This is a genomic window from Streptomyces sp. SAI-127, from assembly GCF_029894425.1.
In the GTDB taxonomy this organism is placed as follows: Bacteria; Actinomycetota; Actinomycetes; order Streptomycetales; family Streptomycetaceae; genus Streptomyces.
Map to the genome: position 1 here is coordinate 9,251,077 of NZ_JARXYJ010000001.1, position 25,292 is coordinate 9,276,368.

The 25,292-nt window shown below is 72.6% G+C and carries 7 protein-coding genes and 1 pseudogene; 5 read left to right on the forward strand and 3 right to left on the reverse strand.

Annotation, left to right across the window (positions count from 1 at the left end; all coding sequences use genetic code 11):
* Positions 1-31 precede the first annotated feature (31 nt).
* Together M2157_RS42405 and icmF are read left to right on the forward strand one after the other, a co-directional pair.
* Positions 32-949, forward strand: coding sequence for an AraC family transcriptional regulator (locus tag M2157_RS42405; RefSeq protein WP_280867832.1), 918 nt, complete (start codon positions 32-34; stop codon positions 947-949).
* Positions 950-2,065: 1,116 nt separating this feature from the next.
* Complete coding sequence (gene icmF / locus M2157_RS42410) at positions 2,066-5,296, forward strand: fused isobutyryl-CoA mutase/GTPase IcmF (RefSeq protein ID WP_280867833.1); 3,231 nt, start codon at positions 2,066-2,068, stop codon at positions 5,294-5,296.
* Positions 5,297-5,317: 21 nt separating this feature from the next.
* Here the strand turns inward: icmF and M2157_RS49190 are convergent, their stop codons facing one another.
* The 3 genes and pseudogenes from M2157_RS49190 to pdhA all read right to left on the reverse strand — a co-directional run bounded on the left by M2157_RS49190 (position 5,318) and on the right by pdhA (position 8,417).
* Entirely contained in the window at positions 5,318-6,373 is a 1,056-nt protein-coding gene (locus tag M2157_RS49190; protein WP_348541838.1) for a dihydrolipoamide acetyltransferase family protein, read from the reverse strand.
* A pseudogene (locus tag M2157_RS49195) lies at positions 6,350-7,324 on the reverse strand (alpha-ketoacid dehydrogenase subunit beta); the annotation flags it as partial. The pseudogene M2157_RS49195 and the gene M2157_RS49190, both read right to left, overlap by 24 nt.
* A 1-nt stretch (position 7,325) precedes the next feature.
* On the reverse strand, positions 7,326-8,417 hold the full coding sequence (gene pdhA, locus M2157_RS42420; protein ID WP_280867835.1) for a pyruvate dehydrogenase (acetyl-transferring) E1 component subunit alpha: 1,092 nt from the start codon (positions 8,415-8,417) through the stop codon (positions 7,326-7,328).
* A gap of 240 nt (positions 8,418-8,657) precedes the next feature.
* Here pdhA and M2157_RS42425 point away from each other — a divergent pair, with 240 nt between their 5' ends.
* The 3 genes from M2157_RS42425 to M2157_RS42435 are packed head-to-tail and all read left to right on the forward strand — an operon-like array spanning position 8,658 to position 25,285.
* On the forward strand, positions 8,658-9,947 hold the full coding sequence (locus tag M2157_RS42425; RefSeq protein WP_280867836.1) for a cysteate synthase: 1,290 nt from the start codon (positions 8,658-8,660) through the stop codon (positions 9,945-9,947).
* A complete protein-coding gene (locus tag M2157_RS42430) occupies positions 9,944-17,629 on the forward strand; it encodes a non-ribosomal peptide synthetase (protein ID WP_280867837.1) in 7,686 nt (2,561 codons plus the stop codon). Before M2157_RS42425 ends, M2157_RS42430 begins: the two co-directional genes overlap by 4 nt.
* A 6-nt stretch (positions 17,630-17,635) precedes the next feature.
* A complete protein-coding gene (locus M2157_RS42435) occupies positions 17,636-25,285 on the forward strand; it encodes a non-ribosomal peptide synthetase (RefSeq protein ID WP_280867838.1) in 7,650 nt (2,549 codons plus the stop codon).
* The last annotated feature ends 7 nt before the right edge of the window (positions 25,286-25,292 follow it).

Sequence of the window (25,292 nt, forward strand, 5' to 3'; positions counted from 1 at the left end):
TGCCTGATCCTCTCAGCCGAAGGGTGCTCTCATGCTGGACCGGCTCGCCCACGCCATCGCGCGGCACTGCCCGGGGCTGTGGTCGCAGACCGCGGTGCCCAAGCTGACTCTGGTGTCGCTCGACGAGTTCGTGGACCCGATCGAGGTGACGTACGAGCCGATGATCTGCTTCATCGCCGACGGTGCCAAGCGCACCGCCGTGGGCGAGCGCAGCTGGATCACACCACGCGGCGAGATGGCCCTGTTCACCCTCGACCTGCCGGTCACCGCCGCCTTCGAGAAGGTGCCGTACCGCGCGGCCGTCATGCGGATCGACAGCGAGGTCCTCGCCGCCGTACAGCTGGAGCTGGCGGAGAGCGGACCGCAGTCCCCGGCGGCCGCCGTCGCCGCGGCGGTGACCGCGCCGATGTCACCGGAGCTCGTCGACGCGGTCACCCGCTGGGTCCAGCTGCTCGACAGTCCGGAGGACATCGGCCCGCTGGCGTCCCGCATCGAGACCGAGATCCTCTACCGGCTGCTGCGCAGCCCGCTCGCACCCGTGCTGCGGCACTGGTCGCTCGCGGACTCGACCGCCGGACGGATCCGTACGACCGCCCGCTGGATCCGCGACCACTTCACCGAACCGCTCGGCATCGACGAGATCAGCGAGGTGGCCCGGATGAGCCCGGCCACGCTGCACCGGCACTTCAAGGCGGCCACCGGCATGAGCCCTCTGAGGTTCCAGAAGTATCTGCGGCTCCAGGAGGCCCGACGGCTGTTGTTCACCAGGGATGTGACGGCGGCTCAGGTGGCCCAGGAGGTCGGGTACGTCAGCGCCACCCAGTTCAACCGCGAGTACCGCCGCGCCTACGGCCTGCCGCCCGGCCAGGACGCGGCGCAGCTGCGCACCCGGCTGGTCGAGGCCCGGGAGGTGCCCCTGCTGCACGACGGGTCGGGCGCGAAGCCGTGAGGGTCGTGCATCTGAGTGCCGCCTCGGGGTCGTACCCGTAGATCCAGCCGTTGCCCACGCAGCGGGTCGGCGTCGGTGAGCGCCGCGTCGCACACTGTCGCGGCTTTCGCCCAGAGCTCCGCCCTGCTGCCCCGGCAATGGTGGCGCATCACGGTGCGTTCTGGTCTCGCGCTGTGTTCGCGGAGGCGTGGCTGTCGGTGTGCTGATCGGTGTGGCGGTCGAGTGCTGCCGCGGTGGCGGTGACCTGGATCCCGTCTGCTGGGGCGTCGCGCGCTCAGGGTCGTCGGCTGTCTGGTCTCGCGCCGTGCCCGCGGAGGCGTCGCTGTCGGTGTGCTGATCGGTGTGGCGGTCGAGTGCTGCCGCGGTGGCGGTGACCTGGATCCCGTCTGCTGGGGCGTCGCGCGCTCAGGGTCGTCGGCTGTCTGGTCTCGCGCCGTGCCCAGGGAGCCGTCGCTGTCGGTGTGCTGATCGGTGTGGCGGTCGAGTGCTGCCGCGGTGGCGGTGACCTGGATCCCGTCTGCTGGGGCGTCGCGCGCTCAGGGTCGTCGGCTGTCTGGTCTCGCGCCGTGCCCGCGGAGGCGTCGCTGTCGGTGTGCTGATCGGTGTGGCGGTCGAGTGCTGCCGCGGTGGCGGTGACCTGGATCCCGTCTGCTGGGGCGTCGCGCGCTCAGGGTCGTCGGCTGTCTGGTCTCGCGCCGTGCCCAGGGAGCCGTGGCTGTCGGTGTGCTGATCGGTGTGGCGGTCGAGTGCTGCCGCGGTGGCGGTGACCTGGATCCCGTCCGCTGTGGCATCGTCCCCTCACGGCGCGTCGGCCGTCTCGCCTCGCGCCGTGCCCGCGGACCCGCGGCCGTCGCCGCCCTGACCGGCAACGCGCCGAATGCCGATGCGGCCGCGCCGAGACCTGGACCCCCGTCCGCTGCGGTATCGCCCGCCGGCTCGACGATTTCGCCTGCGGCACCGGCGTGTGGCTCTCCGCCGTGCAGGGCTGCTTCGTCCGTTCGAGGGGCTCTGGGAGCGTCCTGGTGTGCTTCTCCTCACCCCGGCCTCGCAATTTTACTAGGACGTCCTACTATTTTCTCACCCGCGTTTTTCGACGTGTCCTGGGAAGGCTCCGCCATGAGCGATCTGCATCGCCCCGTCCACCCCGTCCGACTGGTCACCGCCTCGGCACTGTTCGACGGGCACGACGCCTCGATCAACATCATGCGGCGGATCTTCCAGTCGCAGGGCGCCGAGGTCATCCATCTCGGACACAACCGATCCGTGCGGGAGGTCGTGGACGCGGCTCTCGAAGAGGACGCGCACGGCGTGGCGGTCTCGTCCTACCAGGGCGGACACGTCGAGTACTTCGAATACCTGGTCGCCTCACTGCGCAAACAGGGCGCGGAGCACATCCGGGTGGTGGGCGGCGGAGGCGGTGTGATCGTGCCAGAGGAGATCACCCGCCTGCGGGAGAGCGGGGTGACGATCTTCTCCCCCGAGGACGGCCAGCGGATGGGCCTCGCCGGGATGGTCAACACAGTCGTGCGGGACTGTGACTTCGACCTGTGGGACGGCAAGCCGGCCGACCTCACCGCGGTCCTGGCGGGCGACCGGTTCGCGATCGCCCGCGCCGTCACCGGTGCCGAACTGGGCAAGCTGCCCCCGGAGTTCCGGCAGCAACTGCGGGCCACGGCGGCGGCGCGGCACGTGCCGGTGCTCGGCATCACCGGCACCGGCGGCTCGGGCAAGTCGTCCCTGACCGACGAGCTGGTGCGCCGGTTCCGTGTCGACCAGCGGGACGCCCTGCGGATCGCCGTGATCGCGGTCGACCCGACCCGCCGCCGCGGTGGCGGCGCGCTGCTCGGCGACCGGATCCGGATGAACTCCCTCGACGGGAACAGGGTGTTCTTCCGCAGCCTGGCCACCCGCGGCAGCCGCGAGCTGCCCGAGCATCTCTCCGACGTGATCGATGTCGTGAAGGCCGCCGGGTTCGACCTGGTGATCGTGGAGACGCCGGGCATCGGGCAGGGCGACGCGGCGATCGTGCCGTTCGTCGACGCCTCGCTGTACGTGATGACGCCGGAGTTCGGGGCCGCCTCGCAGCTGGAGAAGATCGACATGCTCGACTTCGCCGACGTCGTGGCGATCAACAAGTTCGAGCGGCGCGGCGCCAAGGACGCCCTGCGCGACGTGGGCCGCCAACTGGTGCGCAACCGCGAGGCGTTCGGCAAGCGGCCCGAGGACATGCCGGTGTACGGCACCTCCGCGGCCACCTTCAACGACGACGGCGTCACCGCCCTGCACCAGCACCTCACCGCCGTCCTCGCCGAGAAGGGACTCCCGCTGCCCGAGGGTGCCCTGGCGCGGGTCGACGTACGCCACTCCTCCGGCATCCGGCAGGTGGTTCCGCCCGAGCGGGTGCGCTACCTCGCCGAGATCACCGACACCGTCCGTGGCTACCACGCCGACACCGAGCAGCTGGCCGAAGCGGCGCGGCGGGTCCAGCGGCTGGAGCTGGTCGGGGCCGAACTCGCCGACGCGGGCTCCGACGCGGCGAACGTGCACGCACTGCTGGAGGGCGCCCGCACGCGTCTCCCGCACGACATCGTGCGGCAGATCGAGAGCTGGCCCGCCGTGATCGCCTCCTACTCCGGCGACGAGCAGGTCGTGAAGGTCCGCGACCGGGAGATCCGCACCAAGCTGACCCGCGAGTCCCTGTCCGGCAACAAGATCCCCCGCGTCGCCCTGCCCCGCTTCACCGACCACGGCGAACTGGTGCGGTTCTGGCGCGCGGAGAACCTGCCCGGCCACTTCCCCTTCACGGCCGGGGTGTTCCCGTTCAAGCGCGACGGCGAGGACCCTGCACGGATGTTCGCCGGCGAGGGCGATCCGTTCCGCACCAACCGCCGCTTCAAGCTCCTCTCCGAGGGCCAGCCCGCCACCCGCCTGTCCACCGCCTTCGACTCGGTGACGCTCTACGGCCGCGACCCCGACGAGCGCCCCGACATCTACGGCAAGGTCGGCACCTCCGGCGTCTCGGTGGCCACCCTGGAGGACATGAAGGCGCTCTACGACGGCTTCGACCTCGTGGCGCCCACCACCTCCGTCTCCATGACGATCAACGGGCCCGCCCCGGCCGTCCTGGCGTTCTTCCTCAACACCGCCATCGACCAGCAGACCGAACGCTTCCGCGACCAGGAGGGCCGCGACCCCTCGCCCGAGGAGGCGGCCGAGCTGCGCGCACACGCGCTGGCGAACGTGCGCGGCACCGTGCAGGCCGACATCCTCAAGGAGGACCAGGGCCAGAACACCTGCCTGTTCTCCACGGAGTTCAGCCTGCGCATGATGGCCGACATCCAGGAGTGGTTCATCGCGCAGAAGGTCCGCAACTTCTACTCGGTGTCCATCTCCGGTTACCACATCGCCGAAGCCGGCGCGAACCCCATCAGCCAGCTCGCCTTCACCCTGGCCAACGGTTTCACCTACGTCGAGGCCTACCTCGCCCGCGGCATGCGCATCGACGACTTCGCCCCGAACCTGTCGTTCTTCTTCTCCAACGGCATGGACCCCGAGTACTCCGTGCTCGGCCGGGTCGCCCGCCGCATCTGGGCGGTGGCGATGAAGGAGAAGTACGGCGCCGGCGAGCGCAGCCAGAAGCTGAAGTACCACGTCCAGACCTCCGGACGCTCCCTGCACGCCCAGGAGATGGACTTCAACGACATCCGCACCACCCTCCAGGCGCTCATCGCCATCTACGACAACTGCAACAGCCTGCACACCAACGCCTACGACGAGGCCGTCACCACCCCCACCGAGGAGTCCGTACGACGGGCCCTGGCCATCCAGCTGATCATCAACCGGGAGTGGGGCCTGGCGATGAACGAGAACCCGCTCCAGGGGTCGTTCATCATCGACGAACTCACCGACCTGGTCGAGGAGGCCGTCCTTCAGGAGTTCGAGCGGATCAGCGAACGCGGTGGCGTGCTCGGCGCGATGGAGACCGGCTACCAGCGCGGCCGTATCCAGGACGAGTCGATGCTCTACGAACAGCGCAAGCACGACGGCTCCCTGCCCCTGATCGGCGTCAACACCTTCCGCAACCCCCACGCCGACACCGCCGAGCCCGGCGTCGTCGAACTCGCCCGCGCCACCGAGGAGGAGAAGCAGTCCCAGCTGGAGCGCGTACGCACCTTCCACTCCCGCCACCACGACGAGGCCCGGGCCGCGCTGGACGCCCTCAAAGACGCGGCGGTACGCGGCGACAACGTGTTCGCGGTCCTCATGGACGCCACCCGGGTCTGCTCCCTCCAGCAGATCACCGAGGCCTTCTTCGAGGTCGGGGGCCAGTACCGCCGTAACGTCTGAAGCCGGCGTCGGCCTGGTGGGTCAACCGCCCCCCACCGACCCACCCCCGACCGCGTCCACGACATGACGAAGGAAGCCTGCCGCCGTGCCCCCGTCGCAGACGCGGTGGTCGAAGGTCAGGGACACGGTGACGACCTTGCGCACCTCCACCCGGCCGTCCACCGCCCACGGACGGTCGGTGATACGGCCCGCGCCGAGCATCGCCACCTGTGGGTGGTTGAGGAGCGGCGTGGCACCGTCGACGTCGAAGACGCCGTAGTTGTTGAGAGTGAACGTGCCGCCGGTGCGGTGCCCGACCGGCAGGGCGTTCTGCCGTGCGAGGTCGGTCAGGCGGCGCAGTTCCGCCGCGAGGGCGTCGAGGGGCAACCGGTCCGCATCCCGTACGACGGGCACGACCAGGCCCTTCGGCGTCTGCGCGGCGAAGCCGAGGTGCACCTGGGGGAGGCGGACGACCTCCTCGCGGTCACTGTCGACGCGGGAGTTGAACTCCGGGAACGCGGCGAGCCCGGTGAGACAGGCCCGGGCGAGCAGCGCCAGCAGTCCCACCCCGCGCGAGGCCCGCTCGGCGAGCAGTCCGGTGGCGTCCACGTCCGCCCAGATCGTCACCGAGGGGGTGTCGCGATGGGCGCGGAGGAACTTCTCGGCCGTCGCCTCCATCGGCACCCGGGCGTCGGACGCCTCAACTCCGCCTGCCTGACGGACATGTGAGGGGGACGAGCACTCAGACGCCCGGGTCCCGTACCCCGTCAGCACCGCACCCGAAGCGTCGTCAGGTTCCGCCACGGAGAACAGTGGCGCTCCCACCTGTACGACCTCACCGGCCGGGTAGTGCAGGGCGGTCACCGTTCCCGCGAACGGACTCGGCAGCGTCACCACCGACTTGGCGGTCTCGACCTCGGCGACCACCTGGTCGTGCGCGACTGGGTCGCCCACCTCCACCTTCCACTCCAGGAGTTCGGCCTCCGTCAGGCCCTCACCCAGGTCGGGGAGGGTGAAAGTGCGGCCTGCCGCGGGCGGAACGGGACGGCCGGCGGGCCGTCCGTCGATGCCGGACAGCCGGTGCAGCCCGGCCAGCACACGGGCAACCCCCGGGAGGTACGCGCCCTCCAGCAGCGGCGGGGGATAGGGCACGTCCAGGCCAGTGACCCGCAACACCGGTGCGCGCAGGGTGTCGAAGCATCGCTCCTGCACCAGCGCCGCGATCTCCGCGCCGACGCCCGCGTACCCCTGGGCCTCGTGGACCACCAGACAACGCCCGGTGCGCCGCACGGACTCGGTGAGCGCACGGTCGTCCAGCGGAACGAGGGTGCGCAGGTCCAGCACCTCGACGTCCAGGCTTACGGCGGCGGCCTCCGCGGCCGCTGCCAGGGCCACGGCGACCGAGGGGCCGTAGGCGACAAGGGTGGCGTCGATGCCGGGACGGCGGACCGCTGCGGTGCCGAACGGCGCGGTGTGGCAGGGGAGTTCGGTCTCTCCCTTCGTCCAGTAATGCCGCTTCGGTTCGAGGAAGATCACCGGGTCGGGGTCCTCGATCGCCTCGCGCAGCAGGGAGTAGGCGTCCGCCGTCGTCGCCGGGGTCACGACCTTCAGGCCCGCCGTGTGCGCGTAGTACGCCTCGCTGGAGTCGCTGTGGTGCTCGACGGCGCCGATGCCGCCGCCGTAAGGGATACGCACCACGATCGGGAGCCCCACCCGCCCCCGGGTCCGGTTGCGCATCTTGGCCATGTGGGAGGCGATCTGCTCGAAGGCGGGGTAGGCGAACGCGTCGAACTGCATCTCCACCACGGGCCGGAAGCCCGCCATCGCCAGCCCGATCGCGAGGCCCGCGATACCGGCCTCGCTGACCGGTGTGTCGAAGCAGCGCCGGTCGCCGAAGGCGTCCGCGAGCCCGTCGGTGATGCGGAAGACCCCGCCGAGACGGCCGACGTCCTCTCCGAAGACCAGGACACGCTCGTCCGCGGCGAGTGCGTCGCGCAGCGCGGTGTTGAGGGCCTGCGCCATCGAGGTCGGTTCCAGGGCCTGTGTCATCTCAGCGCCTTTCCAACTCGCGGTGCAGCTCCTCGCGTTGGGCGAGCAGTTGGGGGGTGGGGGTGGCGAAGACGTGGTCGAACAGGGCGGAGGAGTCGGTTTCGGGATCCTGCGCCAGCCGTTCGCGCAGCCGGGTCGCCTGAGCCTCGGCCTCTTCCGACACGGCGACGATGTCCGCGTCGCTCAGCAGTCCCCGCTCGCGCAGCGCGGACTCCAGCCGGGCGAGCGGATCCCGGGCCCGCCAGTGCTCCTCCTCCGCGGCCGTGCGGTAGCGGGACGGGTCGTCGGCGCTGGTGTGCGGTCCGACCCGGTAGGTGTGGGCCTCCACCAGCCAGGGCCCGCCGCCCCTGCGCGCGTCCTCCACGGCGGCGGTCAGCACCGCGAGCACGGCGGCCGCGTCGTTGCCGTCCACCTGCTCCGCACGGACGCCGTAACCGATGCCCTTGTAGGCCAGGCCGGGCGCGGCGGTCTGCGCGGACAGCGGCACGGAGATGGCGTACCGATTGTTCTGCACGAGGAAGACGACCGGCGCTCGCAGCACCCCCGCCAGGTTCACGGCCTCGTGGAAGTCGCCCTCGCTGGTGGCGCCGTCGCCGACCAGGGCCAGGGCGACCGTGTCGGAGCCCTTGAGGCGCTCGCCGTGGGCCAGTCCGACGGCGTGCGCGGCGTGTGTGGCCAGCGGGGTGCACTGCGGCGCCGTGCGGTGACGCGTGGGGTCGTAGCCGCAGTGGGCGTCGCCGCGCAGCAGGGTGAGCGTCTCGACGGGGTCGATGCCGCGGCTGACCAGCGCGACGCAGTCACGGTAGGTGGGAAACAGCCAGTCGGTCTCGCGCAGCGCGAGGGCCGCACCCACCTGACAGGCCTCCTGGCCGAGGCTCGACGGATAGACCGCGAGCCGCCCCTGGCGGGCGAGCGCCGTCGCCTGCCGGTCGAACCGGCGACCGAGAACCATCCGGCGCCAGGCCTCCAGGAGGAGTTCGGCCGGACCCCCTTTTTCCAATTCTGGCAAAAAGGAAACCGGAACCTGGGAGGGGAGCCAGAAGGACGGTTCTTCCCATTCCGTGTCCTCCTTGTGCAGCGACGCATCTCCCATGTTCCGCAGTCCCTTCGTCGAGGCGTATGCGAAAGGGATGCTGTCCGCTTTCCCAACTGCGGTGCAGGGGCGGCCGGGTGAAGTGCCGTTGAACATCGATCACCCTGTTCAGCGGGGCGAACACGAGCCGGTGCGCGTCAGGCAGGCGTCGCCAAAGGGTCATGTGCGTGTCACCCCTGCTTTCCGTAGCCCGGGGTCCAATTGACCGGCCAGACACGGCACTTCGGAAAGCGAGCGAAAATGTTCCGAGCGCTCCCGGGAACACGTCACTACACGGTTTTCTGTTCCTCATGCGGAACCCGCTACGAGGACGACGGAATCATGCTCGACTGCCGTGCCTGCCGGGAACCGGCGTTCCTGCGCACCGAGTACCACGGGACGCACACCGCTAGCGCGACCGGACTGTTTCGCCACGCCCCGCTGCTGCCCGTGGTGCGGACCTTCCCCGGGGTGCCGGGACCGGTGGTGTACCCGGCGGAGCGGCTCGGCCGGCTGCTCGGTCTGGACCGGCTGTGGGTGGCGTTCAACGGCCACTGGCCCGAGCGCGGGGCGCAGTTGCCCACCTGTACGTTCAAGGATCTGGAGGCCTACACCGTCCTGGGGCGGCTGCCCGCCGACCCGCCGCTCCTGGTGATCCCCTCGGCCGGGAACACCGCCGCCGCCTTCGCCTGGGCCGCCACCCGGCACCGGATCCCGTGTCTGCTCGTCGTGCCCGCCCCGGCCCTGGAGCGGATGCGCTTCCCCGCGCCGCTCGACCCCTGCGTCCGCATCGTCGCCCTCGACGGAGCCGCCACCTACAGCGACACCATCGCGTGCGCCGACCTGCTCGCCCGGATGCCCGGCCACCACGCCGAGGGCGGTGCGCGCAACGTCGGCCGCCGCGACGGACTGGGCACGGTCATGCTCGCCGCCGCCGAGGCCGTAGGACGCCTTCCGCAGGTCTATGTGCAGGCCGTGGGCAGTGGCACGGGAGCCATCGGTGCACACGAGGCGGCCCGCCGGATCCGCGCCGCCGGCGAGCCCCTGCCGCGGCTGCTGATGTGCCAGAACGAACCGTTCGCCGCGCTGTACGAGGCCTGGTGCCACGGCGGCCAGCCGCCCGCGAGCCGCGAACTCGAACCCCTGGCCCGTGAACTCACCAACCGTCGCCCGCCGTTCGCCGTCCGCGGCGGGGTGCGGGACGCGCTGGAGGAGAGCGGCGGCCAGGTCCGATGTACGGACAACGAAGCAGCGCTCACCGCCATGGCGCTCTTCGAGGAGACCGAGGGGATCGACATCGAACCCGGCGCAGGCGTGGCCGTGGCCGCTCTCGCGGAGGCCGTGCGCGACGGACAGGTGCGCCCCGACGAGCTCGTGCTCCTCAACATCACCGGCGGCGGCCGCGCCCGCCAGGCCCAGGACCTTCCCCTCGTGCCCGCCGAACCCTGGCTGCGCGTCACCTGGCCGGGCGGCGAGTCCGGGCCGCGCCGCGTCGCCGAGCAGGTCGAACGTCAGCTGGCGGGCGTCGTGACCGCGGGGGCCGCCCGATGACGGACCTTTCCGCGCCTGCCGACGTGCCGCCGATGACGGACCTTTCCGCGCCCGCCGACGTGCCGCCGATGACCGACGTGTCCGTACCCGCCCGGGCATTCGGCCTGTCCGCCGCCCAGCGCTCGATGTGGTTCGGCCAGCGTCTCGACTCCGCCGCCCGATCCGCGTACAACGTCGGCGAGTACACCGAGATCCACGGCTGCCTCGACGTCGACCGCTTTCGCACCGCCCTGTGCCAGATCGTCGCGGCGACCGAGACCCTGCGGGCCCGATTCACGGCCGACGGCGACGGCGTCCACCAGATCGTCGAGCCCGACCCCGCCTGGGAGTTGACCGTCGTCGACCTCAGGGACTCGACCGACCCCGGCGGCGCCGCCGACGCCTGGCGGGAGGCCGACTTCGCGGTGCCCATCGATCTCGAAGAGGCCCCGTTGTTCCGGTACGCGTTGCTCAGGCTCGGTGACGAGCACTGGGTCTGGTACCACTGCTACCACCACATCGCGGTCGACGGGTTCAGTTGCTCCCTCATCGCGGCCAGGGTCGCCGACGCCTACACGGCCCTCGTCACGGGCACCGCGCACACCCCGCCCGAGGCGCCTCTCGCCCCGCTGGTCGAGGCGGACGAGGCATACCGCACCGGCGACCGCCGCGCGGCCGACAGCCGCCACTGGGCCGGTGTCTGCGCCGACCGCCCGGACCCGGTCGGCCTCAGTGACCACCCCCCACGGGTGAGCGACGGCTTCCTGCGCCGAACCGGTCATCTCGCCGACAGCGCAGGCGACTTGGTCCACTCGGCCGCCGCGCACACGGGCACTCGCTGGTCCCGTGTCCTGATCGCCGCGGCCGCTGCCTATCTGCACCGGCTCACCGGAGCCCGGGACATCGTCCTCGGCCTCGCCGTCACCGCCCGCGAGAGCGACACCGAGCGCGCCACCCCGGGCATGGCCTCCAACGTCCTCCCGCTGCGGCTGTCCGTACGCCCCGACACCCGCGCCCACGACCTCGTACGCCAGGCAGCCGCCGCAACCCGGGAACTGCTCGCACACCAGCGGTACCGGGGCGAGGACCTGCGTCGCGAGCTGGACCAGTTCGGCGGTGACCGCAGGTTCTTCGGTCCCGTCGTCAACATCATGGCGTTCGGGACGGAGTTGAGGTTCGCCGGGCATCCGACCACCCGCCACAACCTCTCCACGGGCCCGGTCGAGGACCTCGCCGTCAACGTCTACGAGCGCTCCGACGGCAACGGCATCCGCATCGACCTCGACGCGAGCACCGCCTGCTACACGGACGCCGAACTCACCGCCTACCACCGCCGGTTCACCCACTTCGCGGAAGGTTTCGCGGCCGCCGTGCTTGCTCCCGGCACCGCTGTCGGCCGGGTCGAGGTGACGCTGCCCGAGGAGTCACAGGCGGCCCTGCTGGACGGCCCGGCGCCCCCGACGGCCACGGGAACCGTGCCCGGCCTCTTCGCGGCCCGGGCCGCCGCGACGCCCACGGCCACGGCTGTCGTGCACGGCGAACAGGTCCTCAGCTACGCCGAGTTGAACGCCCGCGCCAACCGTCTCGCACACCGCCTGCTGCGCCTCGGCGTCCGCCCCGAGGACCGCGTCGCCGTCCTGACGCGCCGCTCCGAACACCTGGTCGTCGCCCTCCTCGCGGTCCTCAAAGCAGGTGCCGCCTACGTCGGCCTCGACCCCCGCGCCCCGGCCGCCCGCACCCACCGGATCCTGGACGCAACATCGGCGGCGGCCCTCCTCGCGGACTCGACGACAGCCGCGGCCCTCCGGACGGACGGGACGTCACCGTCGTACGACTGCCAAGTGGTCCTGGTCGACGACCTGCCGTCACTCGCCACCGAACCCGACACCGACCCCGAACTCCCGCTGCAACCGGACCAGTTGGCCTACGTCAGTCACACCTCCGGTTCCACCGGCACCCCCAAGGGCGTGGCGGTCACCCACCGGGACGTCACGGCCCTCGCGACGGACAGTGCCTTCGCGGGCGGCGCGCACACGCGTGTCCTCGTCCACTCGCCCACAGCCTTCGACGCCTCCACCTACGAGCTGTGGGTCCCGCTGCTGGGGGGCGGTACCGCCGTGGTCGCGGGCCCGGAGGAGGACGTGGACGCGGCGGCGATCGGGCGGCTGACGCGTCGCCACGGGCTGACCGCGCTGTGGCTGACGGCGGGGCTGTTCCGGCTCGTCGCGGAGGAGGACCCGGGTTGTTTCACGGGGCTCCGACAGGTCTGGGCGGGTGGCGACACGGTGCCCGCCGCTGCCGTCCGCAGAGCACTGGACGCCTGCCCCGGGCTGACGGTCACCAACGGCTACGGCCCCACCGAGACCACCACCTTCGCCACCACCCGCCCCTGCCCCGGCACTGCACAGGTGCCGGATCCGCTGCCCATCGGCCGCCCGCTCGACGGAATGCGCGCCTACGTCCTCGACGGCGCCCTGCGACCGGCCCCGTCCGGCACGGTGGGGGAGTTGTACCTCGCCGGCCCCGGCGTGGCCCGCGGCTATCTGGACCGTCCGGGCGCCAGTGCGGAGCGGTTCGTCGCCGACCCGTTCGGGCCGCCCGGCGGGCGCATGTACCGCACGGGGGATCGCGTACGGCTGACCCCCGACCGTCAACTCGCCTTCCACGGGCGGGCGGACGACCAGGTCAAGCTGCGCGGCTTCCGTGTCGAACCGGCGGAGGTCGAGGCGGCCCTCGCCGGACACCCGGACGTCGAGCACGCCGTCGCCGTCGTCCGCGAGGACCGGCCAGGCGACCGCAGCCTCGTCGCCTACGCCACCGCCGCTGCGGGTGCGGAGCCGGATGTCCTGCGCGAGTACCTCGCCGGGCTCCTGCCCGCCTACCTGGTGCCCTCCGCCGTCGTCCTCCTGGACCGGCTGCCGCTGACCGCCAACGGCAAGGTGGACCGTGCGGCCCTGCCTGCCCCGGTGCGCACCGGCCGGGACGCCGGGCGGAGTGCGCGTACCGCCCACGAAGAGGTGCTGTGCGCGCTGATCGCCGATGTCCTCGGCCTTCCCGACGTCGGCCCCGACGACAGCTTCTTCGCTCTCGGCGGCCACTCCCTGCACGCACTGCGGCTCGTCCACCGCATCCGGACCGCACTGGGCACCGACCTCGCCCTGCGGGACGTCTTCGAGGCGCCGACCGCGGCTGCCCTGGCCCGGCTCCTCCCCGCCGCCGAACCGGCGCGCCCGGCGCCCCCGCTGGTCAGGAGTACGGAGGACGGCGAGGCGCCGCTGTCCTCCGCCCAGCGGCGTCTGTGGTTCCTGCACCGCGCCGAGCCGTCCGGAGCCGCCTACCACGTTCCCCTTGCCGTGCGGCTGACCGGCGCATCCCTGGACCAGGACGCCCTGCGAGCGGCCCTGGCCGACGTCAGCGACCGGCACGAGATCCTGCGCACCGTCTATCCGGACACCGACGGCACCCCGCATTCCAGGCTCTTGGCACACGTGTCCCCGGAGCTGTCCGTCCAGTCGGCAACCGAGTACGAACTCGCCTGCATGGCCGCTGAGTTGGCGTCCAAGGCGTTCGACCTCGCCACCGGCACACCGTTCCGCGCCCACCTCCTCGCACTGGGCCCCGAGGACCACGTTCTCCTGCTGGTGCTCCACCACATCGCCGCCGACGGCTGGTCCCTGCAGCCGCTCCTCCGTGACCTGGCCACCGCCTACCGGGCCCGGCTCACGGGCGAGGTCCCCGACTGGGCGCCGCCGCCCGTCCGGTACCAGGACTACGCGCGCCGGCAGCGTGAACTCCTCGCCGACGACCGTGACCGGCAACTCGCCCACTGGCGACAGACCCTCGCGGGGCTCCCCGACGAGCTCCCGCTCCCCGTCGACCGGCCCCGCCCGGCCCGGGCCACCCACCGGGGCGGCGACATCCCCGTCCACTGGGACGCCGACCTGCACCGGCGGTTGCGCGACCTCGCCGCCGACCGGGGCGCGACGGTGTTCATGGCCGTACAGGCCGGGCTCGCCGCCCTGCTGACCAGGCTGGGCGCGGGCACCGACATCCCGCTCGGCACACCGGTCGCGGGCCGCCCCGACGAGGCCCTGGACGATCTGGTCGGCTGCTTCGTGAACACCCTCGTGCTGCGCACCGACTCCTCGGGCGAGCCGACCTTCCGCGAACTCCTCGACCGGGTGCGCGAGACCGACCTTGCCGCCCACGCCCACCAGGACCTGCCGTTCGAGCAGCTTGTCGAGGCGCTCAATCCGTCCCGCTCACCGGCCCGTCACCCGCTGTTCCAGGTGATGCTCGCCTTCCGGCCGACCGCCTCATGGCGTCTTGAACTGCCCGGCCTGGACGACCGCACCCTCCCCGTGGAGACCGGCTCGACCAAGATCGACCTCACCTTCAACCTCGCCGAGCACCGGGCGTCCGACGGCACCCCGAACGGCATCGACGGCACACTCCAGTACAGCGCCGACCTCTTCGACCGCAGCACGGCCGAGGGACTGGCCGCACGTCTGGAACGGCTGCTGCGGGCCGCGCTCGCCACACCTGACCGGGGAATCGGGGATCTCGACGTCCTCGCACCGGACGAACGCCGACGTCTGCTGTCCGACCTGACCGACACCGCACGGGACATCCCGGACACCACGTTTCCCCGGATGTTCGCGCAGCAGGCGGCCGAAACGCCGGACGCGCTCGCCGTGACGGACGCGCGCACCTCATTGACCTACCGCCAACTCGACTCCCTCGCCGACGATTTGGCCCGCGTGCTGGTCGAGCGCGGCGCCGGTCCGGGCCGTGTCGTCGCCTTCGCGCTGCCCCGTTCCGTCGACCTCGCGGTCGCGGTCCTTGCTGTCCTCAAGGCGGGGGCCGCCTATCTCCCGCTCGACCCGGACCACCCCGCCGAGCGCACGGCGTACCTTCTGTCCGACGCGAACCCCGTCTGCGTCATCGCGCGGGAACCCGTCGACGCGGACCGCCCGCACGTGAACCCCGACGTGACACCGGCCGACCCCACGGCCGAACTCCCCGAGGCCGGGCCGGCCGATCCGGCCTACCTGATCTACACCTCAGGGACCACCGGCCGCCCCAAGGGCGTGGTCGTCGAACACCGCAACCTCACCACCTATATCGCCCGCTGTGCCGAGGCCTACCCGAGCCTGCGCGGCACCTCGCTGCTGCACGCCACGATGAGCTTCGACGCGACCGTGACCACCCTGCACGGAGCGCTCGCCGTGGGCGGCCGGGTGCACATCGCGGCCTTCCACGAGGCGGGCTCCACCGAACTGCCCGGCGGCTACAGCTTCCTCAAGGCCACCCCCAGCCACCTTCCCCTGCTGCCCGCGCTGCCGTACGACCTCTCGCCCGCCGAGGAGTTCATGCTGGGCGGGGAGGCCCTGGTCGGCGAGGCACTGCGCGCCTGGCGTCGCGATCATCCCGCTGTACGGCTGGTCAACCACTACGGCCCCACCGAACTCACCGTCGGCTGCACCGACCACCGCATCGAGCCGGGGGAGGAGCTGCCCTCCGGGCCGGTACCCGTCGGCCGCCCCATGTGGAACACCCGGGCGTATGTGCTCGACGCACGCCTGCACCTCGTACCGGCAGGTGTCGAGGGCGAGCTGTATGTGGCGGGCGACCATGTGGCCCGCGGCTACTGGCAGCGCCCGGACCTGACCTCCGAGCGCTTCGTCGCCGACCCCTTCGGCCCCCCGGGCGCACGCATGTACCGCACCGGAGACCTGGCCGTGCGGCGCGCCGACGGCGTGCTGGAACTGCGGGGCCGGGCCGACGGACAGCTGAAGATCAGGGGGCTGCGGATCGAGCCCGGCGAGGTCGAGGGCGCGCTGACCGGTCATCCCGCCGTCGCCCAGGCCGCGGTGGTGGTGCGCGAGGACACATCTGGCGTACGGCGCCTGGTGGGCTATGTCGTGGGGGCCGCCACCGGTGACCTCGACGAGATCCGTGCCCATGCCGCCCTTAACCTCCCCGCGCACATGGTCCCCGAGGCACTCGTGGCCCTCGACGCCCTGCCCATGACACCCAACGGCAAGCTCGACCGGGCCGCCCTGCCCGCCCCCGGTACCCGCTCCGCGGCGAGCAACAGGGAGCCGCGCACCCCGCAGGAGGAGACACTGCGCGCCCTCGTCGCCGAGGTGCTCGGGCTGCCCGTCGGCCAAGTCGGCCTGGACACCGGCTTCTTCGATGTCGGCGGCGACAGCATCACCTCCATCCACCTCGTCAGCCGGGCACTCGCTGAGGGACTGCGCCTGACACCCCGGGACGTGTTCGAACAGCGCACGGTCGCCGGCCTCGCCGCGGTGGCGGCCGCCGCGCAGCCCCTGACATCGGTGACACAGGACGCCCCGACGGGTGAACTGCCCCTCACACCGGCCCTGCGGCGACTCGTCGAACGCGGCGGCCCCATCGAGGCGTTCAGCCAGTCGATGCTGCTCGTCACCCCGGAAGACGCCGACGAGGAGAGCCTCCGCAAGGCGCTCCAGGCAGTGATCGACCACCACCACGCCCTGCGACTGCGCCTGGACGGCGACGGTACGGCCGTCATCCCACCACGCGGCTCCCTCGACGCCACCGGTCTGCTGGAGCGGGTCACCGTCCTGGACCTCCAGCGACCGGCACCTCGACTCGACCCGCACCGCGGCGACCTGGTGCGCGCGGTCTGGTTCGACGCGGGCCCCGGCCGTCGCGGACGGCTGCTGCTGACGATCCACCACCTCGCCGTGGACGCGGTGTCCTGGCACACCCTGCGCACCGACCTGGCGGCGGCCTGGCGAGGAGAGGAACTCACCCCGCAGGGCATGTCCTTCAGAGCCTGGGCCCATCTGCTGGAGCGCGAGAGCGTAGCGAGGTCCGCCGAACTCGACCTGTGGAGAGGGGTGTTGGGGGATCCCGATGCGTTGCCTGCCGTGCGGTCCACGGACCTCGTCGGTCAGATGCGCCACCTCACCCGGGAGCTCCCGACCGCCGGCCTGCTCACCACCGTCCCCGCGGCCTTCCACGCGGGCCCCGAAGACGTCCTGCTGGCCGCGCTCGCGACGGCCTTCGCCCGTGTGGGCCGCCCGGCGACGCTGCTCGACATCGAGCGGCACGGCCGCGAGGAGTTCGCGGACGGTGTCGACCCGACCCGGACGGTCGGCTGGTTCACCAGCGTCGTACCGGCCCGCCTCGATCTGCGCGGGCTCGACCTCGGCGACCCGGCGCAGATCCTCAAGGCCATGAAGGAACACCTGCGGGCCGCCCCCGACCACGGTCTCGGCCACGGACTGCTCCGCCACCTCAACCCCGAGACGCGCCCGCTCCTCGCCGAACTCCCCGTTCCGCAGGTCGGCTTCAACTACCTGGGCCGCAGCGTCTCCGGCGTGGGCACCCCCTGGTCGCAGGCGCCCGAGACCCTGCCCGGCACGGGACTCGGCGCCGCCCACGACCCAGCGCAGCCTGTCGCCCACGGCCTGGAGATCACGGCTGTGGCCGACGCCGACGGCACGCTCACCGCCACCTGGTCCTGGGTGCCGCGCCTCTGGAACGAGGACGAGGTGACCGCCCTGGCCGACGGGTGGTTCCAGGCTCTGGCCGCCTTCGAAGACACCGGCACGGACGGCGGGCACACCCCGTCCGACCTGCCCCTGGTGTCCCTGTCCCAAGCGGAGATCGACGAACTCGAAGCCGAGTTCGGAAGCGAGTGGAGGTAACCCACGGTGACCCGGTCCGGAATCGCCGACATCCTGCCCCTGTCGCCGTTGCAGGAAGGGCTGCTCTTCCACGCCCTGTACGACGACGACCAGGCACCCGACGTCTACGCCGCCCAGCAGATCCTCGAACTGACCGGTGACGTCGATCCCGCCGTTGTGCGCGCCGCGGGGCAGGCCCTGCTCGACCGGCACCCGAACCTGCGTGCCTGCTTCCGCCGCCGGGAGTCCGCGGCCCCTCTCCAGATCGTCCCCGCAGACGTCGAACTGCCATGGTCCCAAACGGACTTGAGCGATTCCGACGACGCCGAGCGGGAAACCGCCTGGCGGCGGATCCTGGACGAGGAACGCGCCCGCCGCTTCGACCTGTCCCGGCCCCCGCTGCTGCGCCACCTGCTCGTCCGCTGGACGGCCGACCGGTACCGCCTGGTGATCACCAACCATCACATCCTGCTCGACGGCTGGTCGAAACAGTTGCTGGTACGGGAGTTCACCGCCCTGTACGCGGGCGAGCACCCCACCGCCCTGACTCCGCCCCCGCCGTATCGCGACTACCTCGGCTGGCTCTCCCGACAGGACCGCGCCGCCGCTGAGACCACCTGGCAGAAGGCGATGGAAGGCGTCGAGGAGCCCACCCTCCTGGCCCCCGGGACGGCGGCCCGTACGGCGGTGCTGCCGCACGAGCTCGTCGTCGAACTCCCGGAGCCGGCGACGGCCGACGCCGAGAGCGCGGCACGCAATCTCGGCATCACCCTCAACACCCTGGTCCAGGGCGCCTGGGGCGTGCTGCTCGGCCGCCTCACCGGCCGCACCGACACGGTGTTCGGCCAGACCGTCACCGTCCGCCCGCCCGAACTGCGGAACGTGGCCTCGATGGTCGGTTTCTGCATCAACACCGTGCCCACACGCGTGCGTTGGGACGACTCCGACACCGTCAGCGCCTTCCTGAACGCTCTCCAGGAGCGACAGGCGGCCCTGCTCCCGCACCAACACCTCGGTCTCTCCGACATCCGGCGCACCACCGGCACCGGCGACCTCTTCGACACCCTGCTGGCCTTCGAGAGCCACCCCACGGCCATCGGGCCGGGCGAGGACCCCGTCACGCAGCTCACCGGCCGCGACGCCACCCACTACCCCCTCACCCTCGCCGTCCTGCCCGGCCGCCGCCTGGCCCTGCGTCTGTCCTACCGGCCCGGCCTGTACGACGAGACCGGCGCCCGCACCCTCCTGGACCGCTTCGCCACGGTCCTGGCTCAGCTGACCGCCGACCCGTCCTGCCGCCTCGGCGAGGTGGAGGCCCTGCTGCCGCAGGAGCGGGAGCAGCTCACGGGCGGCTCTGCGCGGGTCCCCGCGCACGAGTCGGCCGCTCCGTCCGGCGCCCTGACCGACCTCTTCGCCCGCCAGGCGGCCCGCACCCCCGACGCGACGGCGGTGGTCCACGGCGACACCCGTCTCACCTACGCCGAACTGAACGCCCGGGCCACGGAGCTGGCCGCCGTGATGGCCGCCCGGGGCGCCGCCCCCGAACGCCTGGTGGCCCTCGCGCTGCCCCGCTCCACGGACCTGGTCGTCGCGATCCTGGCGGTGTTGAAGACCGGCGCGGCCTACGTCCCGCTGGACCCGCAGTATCCGGCCGAGCGGCTCGCGTACATGCTCAGCGACTCGGCACCCGTCCTGCTCCTCACCACGCGGGACACGGCCCCGAGCCTGCCCGACACCGGCGTACCCGTACTGACCTTGGACGACCACGGCAGCTCCCCGTGCGTCGCGGATCTCCCGCAGCTGACGGGTGATCATCTCGCCTACGTCATCTACACCTCCGGCTCGACCGGACGACCGAAGGGCGTCGCCGTCCCGCACGGCAACGTGACCCGCCTCTTCGAGTCCACCCGCCACTTGTTCGGCTTCGGCCCCGACGACGTGTGGACCCTGTTCCACTCCTACGCCTTCGACTTCTCCGTCTGGGAACTGTGGGGAGCACTGCTGCACGGCGGCACGCTGGTCGTCGTACCGCACGAGGTCAGCCGGGATCCGCACGAGTTCCTGCGGCTGCTCGCCCGGGAGCGGGTGACCGTCCTCAACCAGACCCCCTCGGCCTTCGGCGAGTTGGTGCGGGCCGACGCCGAACTACCGCGGACTGACGCCGAACTGAGCCTGCGGCACGTCGTCTTCGGCGGGGAGGCGCTCGACGTCACGCCCGTCGCCGACTGGTTCACCCGGCACCCCGAGGATGCCCCCGCCCTGGTGAACATGTACGGCATCACCGAGACCACCGTCCACGTCACCGGCCTCCCGCTCACCCGGGAGCGGTGCGAGGGCATCGGCGAGCCCCTCCCCGATCTGCGCGCCCACGTCCTGGACGCGGGTCTGCGGCTGGTACCGCCGGGCGTGGCCGGTGAGCTGTACGTGGCCGGCGCGGGTTTGGCCCGTGGCTATCTGGGCCGCCCGGGACTGACGGCCGGCCGGTTCGTCGCGGACCCCTTCGGCGGGCCAGGCGAGCGGATGTACCGCACCGGCGACCTCGCACGCCGTACTACCGACGGGCAGCTGGAGTACGTCGGCCGGGCCGACGACCAGGTCAAGATCCGCGGCTTCCGGATCGAGCCGGGCGAGGTCGAGGCGGCACTGGCGGCCCATCCGGAGGTGTCCCGCGCGGTCGTCCTGGTCCGTCACGGGCGGCTGGTGGGGTACGCCGTGTCCGAAGGCACGCCCGACCCGGTGTCGCTGCGGGACCACCTCGCACGGACCCTGCCCGAGCACATGGTGCCCCACGCGGTCGTCGTCCTGGACCGGCTCCCGCTGACCGCCAACGGCAAACTGGACCGCGCGGCCCTCCCGATCCCGGCCGCGGCCACCATGGTCACCGGAGCCGGCCGCGCCCCGCGCACCCCGCAGGAGGAGATCCTCCGGGGCCTGTTCGCCGGAGTCCTCGGGCTCGACGCCCACCAGGTCGGCGCGGACGACGCCTTCTTCGACCTCGGCGGCGACTCCCTGCTCGCCATGCGCCTCACCGACCGGATCAGGACCGCTTTCGGCACCGCGCTGCCCGTACGGGCCGTCTTCGAGGCTCCCACCCCGGCGGCCCTCGCCGCCCGCCTGGGCGAGACGCGGGACGCACACCGGGGCGCCCTCCTCCCGCTGCCGGGCCGTCCCGACCCGATACCACTCTCCTACGGCCAGCAGCGGCTGTGGTTCATGAGCCGCCTGGACGGCGGCCACACCACCTACACCGTCCCCGCGGCCCTGCGCCTGACCGGCCCCCTGGACAGGCAGGCGCTCGCGGAGGCGCTCGCCGACGTCGTCGCCCGCCACGAGCCGCTGCGCACCCTCCAGCCCGACGTCCAGGGCACCCCGTACCAGCGGATCCTGGCCCCGGCGGAGGCCAGGCCACGCCTGGACGTCGTCCGCACCACCGAGGCCGAACTTCCCGGGCTGCTCAAGAGCGCCGCCGGCCGCCGCTTCGACCTCTCCGCGGAACCGCCCCTGCGGGTGACCCTGTACGACCTCGGCGACGACACCCACGTCCTCCTCCTGCTCGCCCACCACAGCGCGGTCGACGGCTGGTCCATGCGGCCGCTGGCCCGCGATCTGGAGAGCGCCTACACGGCCCGCCGCGAAGGGCGGGCGCCCGAGTGGCCGCCCCTGCCCGTCCAGTACGCCGACTTCGCGCACTGGCAGCGCGAGTCGCTCGGGGACGAGAACGACCCCGGCAGCATGATGGCCGATCAGATCGACTTCTGGCGTTCGGCGTTGGCCGGCATCCCCGAGGAACTCCCGCTGCCCGCCGACCACCCGAGGCCCGCCGAACCCAGCGGCCGGGGCGATCGCACGGCCGTCGCCCTGGACCCGGCCCTCCACGCCGGCCTCGCCGACCTGGCCGCCGCACAGCGGGTGACCCTCTTCATGGTGCTCCAGGCCGGACTCGCAGCCGTCCTGACCCGGCTCGGCTGCGGCACCGACGTGCCCATCGGCACCCCCGTCGCCGGCCGGAGCGACGAGCGGCTCGACGACCTCGTCGGGTTCTTCGTCAACAGCCTCACCCTGCGCACCGACACCTCGGGCAACCCCACCTTCCGCGAACTCCTCGCCCGCGTCCGGGACTTCGACCTCGCCGCCTACGCCCATCAGGACGTGCCGTTCGACCTCCTGGTGGACGCCGTCAGCCCCGAGCGGAGCCTCGCCCGCCATCCCCTCTTCCAGGTCATGCTGGCCTACACCGGCCATGGTGCGGACCTCGTCCCCACCCTGCCCGGCCTGAGCGTCGCCCGTGAACCGGTGGTGACGGGAGCGGCCCGTTTCGACCTCTCCCTGTACCTCACCGAGCACCGCAACGACGACGGCACCCCGGCGGGCATCGACGGCGTCGCCGAGTTCAGCACGGATCTCTTCGAGCCGGAGACCGCCCGCCGACTGGCCCACAGACTGATCCACTTCCTCGACGCCGTCGCCACCGACCCGGACCGGCGCATCGGCGACGTCGACCTCCTCGACGAGGACGAGCACGCCCGCCTCGACGCCTGGAACGCGAACCGGGGATCGGTACAGCCCGAGTCCCTGGCCGAGATGTTCACACGGCAGGTGCGGCAACGGCCCGACGCGCCCGCACTCAACGACCTGTCGTACGCCGAACTCGACGCCAAGGCGGGGAAGTTGGCCGGCGATCTCGCCGGGCGCGGCATCGGCCCCGGCGACCTCGTGGCCGTACGACTGCCCCGGTCCGTGGACCGAATCGTCGCCCTGCTCGCGGTCGCCCTGTCCGGCGCCGCGTTCCTCCCGGTCGACCCGGCACTCCCCGCCGACCGCATCGACGCCCTGCTGGCCGACGCCCGACCGGCACACGTCCTGACCGACCTCACGACGGACGGCACCCCCGGCGAACCGCCCACCGGCCACCACCCCTACCACGCCGCCTACGTCATCCACACCTCCGGCTCGACCGGCACGCCCAAGGGCGTGGTCGTCGAGAACCGAGGGCTCGCCGCCCTCGCGCGAACACAGATCGAGCGCTTCGGACTCGGTCCCGACAGCAGGGTCCTGCAGTTCTCGGCGCCCGGCTTCGACGCGTCCGTGATGGAGCTGCTGATGGCCTTCGCGGCGGGCGGGACCCTGGTGGTCCCGGACGTGCAGGGGCCGCTGCTGGGCGAGGAACTCGAACAGGAGCTGACCCGGAGGCGGATCACCCACGCCCTGATCCCGCCGACCGCCCTCGCCACGCTGCCGCCGAGTGAGCTGCCCGACCTGGAGACCCTCGTCGTCGGCGCCGAGGCATGCTCCGGCGAACTGGTGGCCCGCTGGGCGCCCGGCCGCCGTATGGCCAACGCCTACGGGCCCACCGAGTCCACGGTCTGCGCCACCATCGCCGTCCCGCTCACCGGCGACCAGGCCCCGCCCATCGGGCGCCCCGTCACCGGCACCCGCGCCCTCGTCCTGGACGCCTGGCTGCGCCCGGTGCCGCCCGGCACGGCCGGCGAGCTCCACCTCGCGGGAACCGGCGTGGCCCGCGGCTACCTCGGCCGCCCCGGCCTGACCGCCGCGCGCTTCGTCGCCGACCCGTACGGCGGCCCCGGCGACCGCATGTACCGCACCGGCGACCTGGCCCGCTGGTCGCCCGACAGACAGCTGGAGTATCTCGGCCGCGCCGACGAGCAGGTCAAGCTGCGCGGCTTCCGGATCGAACCCGGCGAGGTCGAGGCCGCGTTGGCCCGCGACCCCGCGGTCGCACAGGCAGCCGTCGTGATGCGCGAGGACGAGCCGGGGGAGCGGCGCCTGATCGCCTACGTCACCACCCGCCCCGGACACCCGCCCGCCGACCCGGCCGCACTGCGCCGGGACGCCGACCGGCTGCTCCCGGAGTACATGGTCCCCTCGGCCGTCGTCGTCCTGGACGCCCTCCCGCTCACCCCCAACGGCAAGCTCGACCGCAGGGCCCTGCCCGCTCCCGAGACGCCGACGGCACTCGAAGCGGCCCGTGAGCCGAGGTCGCCCGCCGAGCGGGTGCTCGCCGAGCTCTTCCGCGACCTGCTGAAGCTTCCCGGGCTCACCCTCGACGAGGGCTTCTTCGCGCTCGGCGGCGACAGCATCTCCTCGATCCGGCTGGTGAGCCGGGCCGCCGAGGCCGGGGTGGTGATCAGCCCGCGCGATGTGTACGAGCACCAGACGGTGGCCGCCCTCGCGGCGGCGGCACGCGGTCCCGTGGGCGCCTCGAACGTCGGCGACGCCGACGAGGGCGTCGGGCCGGTGCCGTTCACGCCCGTGATGCACTGGCTGGTCGAGCGCGGCGGTCCGATCGGCCGGCTCAGCCAGTCGGTGCTGCTGACGGTGCCCGCGGACGCCGACGCGCCCCGGCTGACCCGCAGCCTCCAGGCGCTCGTGGACCACCACGACATGCTCCGGTCCCGGCTCACCGGGGAGCGTTCGATGGAGGTCGGCAAGGTGGGCTCGGTCGCCGTCGTCATGGACCAACGGGATGTCAGCGGTGAGGACGATCTCCATGCGGTCGTGGCCGAGGAGTTCGACCGTGCGCTCGGCACGCTCGACCCGTCGACCGGCGCGATGCTGCGGGCCGTATGGCTCGACGCGGGCCGGGACCGCCCCGGACGGCTGCTGCTGGTCGTCCACCACCTGGCCGTGGACGGTGTGTCCTGGCGGATCCTCGTGCCCGACCTGGAGGCGGCCTGGGAGGCGGTCGCACAGGGGCGCGAGCCTCACCTGCCGCCCGTCGGCACGTCGTTCCGTGCCTGGTCGTCCATGCTGCGTGAGCAGGCGTGCACACGAGGCGCGGAGGCCAAGCTGTGGCGGCGGCTGAACGACGCCCCGTGCGCCCCCTTCGGCGCCAGACCGCTCGACCCCGCGAAGGACACCGCGGCCACCTCCAGGTCACTGCGCCTGACCCTGGAAGCCGGCGTGACCGGCCCGCTGCTCGGCAGCGTGCCCGCCGCGTTCCGCGCCGGACCGCAGGACGTGCTGCTCGCCGGGCTCACCCTGGCGGTCGCCGCACGCCAGGACGTCCCGCACGTCCTCGTCGACGTCGAGGGACACGGCCGTGAGGAGATCGCACCCGGCCTCGAACTCTCGCGCACGGTCGGCTGGTTCACCTCCCTCTACCCGGTCCATGTCGACCTGGCGGGCCTCGACCTGCGGGACGCGCTGGCCGCAGGTCCCGCCGCCGACGGTGTGGTGCGCCGAGTCGCCGACCGGACCGGTGAACTGCCCGACCACGGTGTCGGGTTCGGCCTCCTGCGGTACCTGAACCCCGACACCGCGGGCGAGTTGGCCCAGCAGACCGCACCCCCGATCGGCTTCAACTACCTCGGCCGGTTCGCCACGGCCCCGGCCACCGACAGCCCGTGGTCGTTCGCCCCGGAGTCCCCGGCACTCGGCAGCGGCACCGACCCCGGCCTCGCCGCCGCCCACGCCCTCGAGCTCAACGCGGTCGTCCACGACACCCCGGCGGGCCCCCGGCTCGTCGCCGACTGGTCCTGGCCCGACGGGGTGCTCACCGAGTCCGAAGTACGGGAGCTGGCCGGGGCCTGGTTCGCCGCCCTCACCGCGCTGACCGACCGTGCCGCCCGTATGGCACCGCAGGCCCCGGGCGCCCTGCTGTCGGCAGAGCTCGACGCGGACGAACTCGACGAACTCGCCGCCGGCCTCGAGGGCTGACGCGCAC